Origin of the sequence: Methylobacterium sp. WL6, assembly GCF_008040095.1 — a bacterium.
Classification (GTDB): domain Bacteria; phylum Pseudomonadota; class Alphaproteobacteria; order Rhizobiales; family Beijerinckiaceae; genus Methylobacterium.
In genome coordinates this window covers 1-5,312 of the sequence record NZ_VRVH01000300.1, presented here as the reverse complement: position 1 = coordinate 5,312, position 5,312 = coordinate 1, and the positions used below count along the sequence as shown (strand labels likewise).

Below are 5,312 nucleotides of genomic sequence, written 5' to 3'. Positions count from 1 at the left end.
GCGCGGAGCCCCGTCCGCGGGGGCGGCGCGCGGCGCCCAGGGCACTGACGCCAAACGAGAGTTTTCGCGGGTCCGGCGCCCGGCGAGGGCAGCGCCGCCGGGATCGCGGCCGCGAAGGACGAGGGACGTTTCATGGCGCCGATGTTGCGGCTCTACAACACGCTGACCGGAGCCAAGGAGGCCTTCGCGCCGATCGATCCGAGCCATGTCCGGATGTATGCCTGCGGCCCGACGGTCTACGACGCGGCCCATATCGGCAACGCGCGCCCGATCATCGTCTTCGACCTGCTGTTCCGGCTGCTGCGCCGGGTCTACGGCGCGGCGTACGTCACCTACGCCCGCAACGTCACCGACGTGGACGACAAGATCAACGCCCGCGCCGCCGAGCGCGGCATCACCATCCGCGCGCTCACCGACGGGACGCTCGCCGCCTTCCACGCGGACCTGCGCGACCTCGGCGTTTTGATGCCGGAGGACGTGAACGTGCCCGGCGAGCGCCCGCGGATGATCGAGCCGCGCGCCACCGACCACATCGCCGAGATGGTCGCGATGATCGAGGCGCTGGTCGCGTCCGGCCACGCCTACGTCGCCGCCGGCCACGTGCTGTTCGACGTGCCCGCGATGCCCGATTACGGCGCGCTCTCGAAGCGTCCGCTCGACGAGATGGAGGCCGGGGCGCGGGTCGAGGTCGCGCCCTACAAGCGCTCGCCCCTCGATTTCGTGCTGTGGAAGCCCTCGAAGCCCGGCGAGCCGTCCTGGCCGTCGCCGTCGGGCATCGCCGCGCCCGGGCGCCCGGGCTGGCACATCGAGTGCTCGGCGATGTCGGCGCGGCATCTCGGGCAGACCTTCGACATCCATGCCGGCGGCATCGACCTGATCTTCCCCCACCACGAGAACGAGGTGGCGCAGTCGCGCTGCTGCTTCGGCACGCCGGTGATGGCCAACACCTGGCTGCACAACGGCTTCCTCCAGGTGGAGGGGGAGAAGATGTCGAAGTCGGCCGGCAACTTCGTCACGCTGCGCGCGGTGCTGAACGACTGGCCGGGCGAGGTGGTGCGCCTCGCCATGCTCAAGTCGCACTACCGCCAGCCGATCGACTGGACCCTGCGCGGCCTCGAGGAGGCGCGGCGGATGCTCGACCGCTGGTACGGCGCCGTCGGCGACGCAAGGCCCGCCGCCGAGGCGCCGGAGGCGGTGCTCGAGCCGCTGCTCGACGACCTCAACACCGCCGCGGCGCTCGCCGAGATCCACCGCCTCGACGATCCCGCGCGCCTCCGCGCCGGGGCGAACCTGCTCGGGTTCCTCGGGCGGACCCGCTCCGAGCGGGACGCGGCCACGGTCGCGGCCGCGGGCCTCGACGTGGCGGCGATCGAGGCGCTGATCGCCGATCGCGCCGCCGCCCGCGCCGCCAAGGACTGGGCCGCCTCGGACCGCGCCCGCGACGCCCTCGCCGCGATGGGTGTGGCGGTCAAGGACGGCAAGGACGGCACCACCTGGAGCGTGATCTAGGCGCCGGTGCGCCTGGATGGGTCGCAGGGCCGGTTCCGGGCGACGCGCATCGCCGATCCCGTGCCCCCCGATGTCGCGCGGTTCGTCCTGCGCGCATCCGCGAGCCTTCGCGCGACCGGCGTTCCGTCGATCGATCCCGGAATACCGTGCGGTATAGTGATCGAAGGTTGCTATGTGATCATCAGAAGTAGAAAATCCGCGTTGTATTTGTTGTTTTGACGCAACACTGTTGATGTGCTGCTCGTTCAATGCCCGGGGAGGGGTTTTGACCGAGAAATGGGCGTGACATTATTTCTCCGGATGCGGTTCGCAGGAAATCCGTGCCGTCATCCGAATGGGGGGAATGAAATGACTTGCGTCCTGCGGACGGCGCTGCTCGCGTCGGGAATGGTGCTGTCGTCGCCCGGCCTGGGCCACGCGCAGTCCGGGTATTACTCCGGCGCCTACGCCTTCGGCGACAGCCTGACCGACAACGGCCGCATCCCGCGGGAGACCGGCTACAGCCCCACCGGCACCCTCGACGCGATGCGCGGTACGAAGCTCTACGAGGGCGGGCGCTGGTCGAACACGCCCGGCTACTTCGAGCAGATCCCGGCCCGCATCGGCGCGCCCTACGTGCCTGGCAACGACTACGCGATCGGCGGCTCGCAGGCCTTCCACCTCGAGCCGAACACGCTGCTCTCGCTCTTCTTTCCCTGGGGCGTGCCGGACCAGATCGACCAGTTCGCCGCCCGCGGCGGCCGGTTCGGATCGCGCGACCTCGTCACGCTCTGGATCGGCTACAACGACATCACCAACATCCCGGCCGGCACCAACGCGGCCCGCGCCGCCGGCGTGACGACGGTCCTGAACAACAACGTCACGAACCTGGACCGCCTCGTCGGCCTCGGCGCGCGCGAGCTGCTGGTCTTCAGCCAGCAGACCTTTCGCGCCGCCAACGCCGACCTGGCGCGGTCCTTCAACGCGCAGCTCCCCGGATACCTCCAGGCGTATTCCGATCGCGGCATCAACGTGCACTACTTCGATGCGGACGGGCTGCTGAACCGGCTGCGCGCGGACCCGACGGCCTACGGATTCATCCCGCAGGCGGCGACCGGCAGTTGCGCATTCAACCCGGCCTGCGCCGTGATCGGGTACACCAACCCAGCCGTCGAGAACCAGTACATCTCGGTCGACAGCGTCCATCTCACCGCGCGCGCCAACGGCTACCTCGCCGCCTTCGTTCCGAACCAGCTCAACGCGCCGCTGACGATCGGGCCGCAGGGCGAGCTCGGGCAGGCCGCCGGCCTCGCCTTCTCGTCGACGCTGATTGACTTCCTCGGGGCCGAGCGCCGCCGGAACATGGCCCTGTCGGTGCCCGCCGCCTTCGCCGCCGACCTGCCGGGCCTGCGCCCGGCCCCCGGCCTGATCCCGGTCCAGCCGGGCAGCCCGGTCTCCGTGTTCGCGCTCGGCACCTATGCCGGGCTCGACCGCACGGCGCAGAACCGGTCCGGTGCGGGCAGCCTGGGCAACACCTACGATGCCGATTTCGGCGGCGTCACCGCGGGTCTCCTGTACCAGGCGACGCCCAACCTCGTTCTCGGCGCGGCGTTCAACTACCTCAACGCCCGGGTCGACCTCCGCGGCGCGAGCAACGGCCGGATCGACCTCGACAGCTTCCAGGGCGCCGTCTTCGCCTCGTACGCCACCCCGGAGGTGTTCGCGGACGTGGCCGTCACGTACGGCGGCAACAGCTTCGCGCTCAATCGGCCGGGCGTGCTCAACGACCGGCTCGCGGCCGCGCCGGGCGGCGACACGGTGACGGTCGCCGCGCGCACCGGCTACCTGTTCGATTTCGAGACCTTCAGGGCCGGCCCGGTCGGCGAGGTCACCTATGCGCGGGCCGGCGTGAGCGCCTATCGCGAGACCGGCGACCCGCTGCTCACGATCGGCGTCCGGCGCCAGGATCTCGACGGGTTGACCGTCGGCGGCGGCCTCCAGATCCGCACCGCGGCGCCGCTCCTCGGCGGCATCGTCTCGCCCTTCCTCAACCTCACCGCCCAGCACGATGTCCTCGACGGCGTGCGCACGGTGACCTCGTTCCAGACCTATGCGCCGAGCCTGCTGATCCGCACCGAGACCGGGCGCCGCGGCGACGACGTCTACGGACGGATCGCCGGCGGCCTCGACCTCGATTTCGGCAACGGGCTCAGCGGGGTGGTCACCGGCTCGACCAGCGTCGCCCGCGCGGGCGGCGACGATCACACCGGCAGCGTCGGGCTGCGGTACCGCTTCTGAACCACGAGGCGCCCTCCGCGCCGGCGCTCGATCGGGGAGATCGCACGGCGCACGCGGCGGAAGGGCGACCCGAAACCGCGGCGACCGACGCCCAGACGCCCGTCGCTTCCCGGGCGCCACACCCAGCGCGTGTGGCGCCCGACCGCGCACGAAATCGTCAGTTGTTCGGCCGTATCGAAGGTTGCGAGCCTATCGGCGGGCGCCTGATCTTGTGGCACGGCAGGATCGATACAAAAGCGACCCACTTCCAAGACGGAGTCTTCATCGGAACGTCTTACGGTTGCAGTGCCCGATCTTCGCGGCACCTGGGACCGACCTTGACGATGTACCCTGCGCCTCACGGCCGCGTCCTGCGGTGGCTCGCCGAGATCGGGCCCGACCTGCCGGAGGCGGTGCAGGCGCGCATGCGCGCCGGCTTCTTCACCTCGACGACGCCCCTCGTGGTCGGCGCCGTCAACTCCATCGCCGTGGCGGGGGTCGCCTACCTTTGGTTGGACCGGTGGCTCTTCGCCGCCATCGCGTTCCTCGACCTGCTCCTGCTGATGCTGCGCCTCGTGCTGTTGCGGCGTGTGCACGCGCCGTCCGGCCCGGTCTTCGCGACGGGCCTGCTCTGGGCCGGCCTGCAGGGCGCGACCATCGCCTGCGTCGTCCCCTCGGGCGACATGGCGATGTCGATGGTCGTGCTCGCCTCCGGGCTCGCGGCGATCGGCGGGATCGTCGGCCGAAACTTCGCGGCCCCGCGCTACGCGATGGCGCAGGTGCTGTTCATCGACCTCAGCTACAAGACCACCTTCGCGACGACGCATCCGCAATTCCTGCCGCTGATCGCGATCCAGACGGTCGCCTTCGTCCTGATGAACCGCAGCATCCTGCGCCATCACCGGGCGGCGGCCGTCCAGGCGATCCTCGGCGAACGCGAAAGCCACCGCCGGTCGATCACCGATCCGCTGACCGAGCTGCTCAACCGCCGCGGCCTGGAGGAGGCGTTCGATGCGCGCCCGGCCGGGGCCGGGGACCGGACGCTGCTCTACCTCGACCTCGACGGGTTCAAGCAGGTCAACGACCGCCTCGGGCACGCGGCCGGCGACGCGGTGCTGCGCGAGGTCGGACGGCGCCTCGCGCTGGCGATCGGGCCGGACGCGACCGCCTGCCGCCTCGGCGGCGACGAGTTCCTCGTGCTCGCCGACGGGCTCGACGACGCGGCGGCGCGCCGGCTCGGCGGCCGGATCATCACGGCGATCACCGCGCCCTATCAGGTCGGCGGAGGCGCGTTCGCGGGAATCGGCGTCAGCGTCGGCGTCGCCCGGCAGCGGCCCGCCGCGTCGGGACCCCCGCTCGGTCTCGCCGATCTGATGCGGCGCGCCGACCAGACCCTCTACGCCGCCAAGACCGCGGGCAAGGGACGCTGCATCCTGCACGGTGCCGAGGACGCGCCGCAGGTCCAAGCGGCCTGAACCCGGCGGGTTCGTCGAGCACGGGGGTGCGCTGCGCGGCGGTCGGCTCGCGCCGGCGGCACGGTCGGGCGG

The 5,312-nt window shown here is 71.3% G+C and carries 3 protein-coding genes; all 3 read left to right on the top strand.

The genetic code is table 11. The features are described from left to right. Positions 1–132: 132 nt before the first annotated feature. The gene (gene cysS / locus FV230_RS24065; protein ID WP_147844193.1) at positions 133–1,509 is read left to right on the top strand and encodes a cysteine--tRNA ligase; all 1,377 of its coding nucleotides are present in this window, start codon (positions 133–135) and stop codon (positions 1,507–1,509) included. A gap of 348 nt (positions 1,510–1,857) precedes the next feature. Next, positions 1,858–3,786 carry an autotransporter domain-containing protein gene (locus tag FV230_RS24060; protein WP_147844192.1) on the top strand — a complete coding sequence of 643 codons (1,929 nt, stop codon included), beginning with the start codon at positions 1,858–1,860 and terminating at the stop codon, positions 3,784–3,786. A gap of 323 nt (positions 3,787–4,109) precedes the next feature. Continuing rightward, positions 4,110–5,240 carry a GGDEF domain-containing protein gene (locus FV230_RS24055; RefSeq protein ID WP_147844191.1) on the top strand — a complete coding sequence of 377 codons (1,131 nt, stop codon included), beginning with the start codon at positions 4,110–4,112 and terminating at the stop codon, positions 5,238–5,240. Positions 5,241–5,312: the final 72 nt, after the last annotated feature.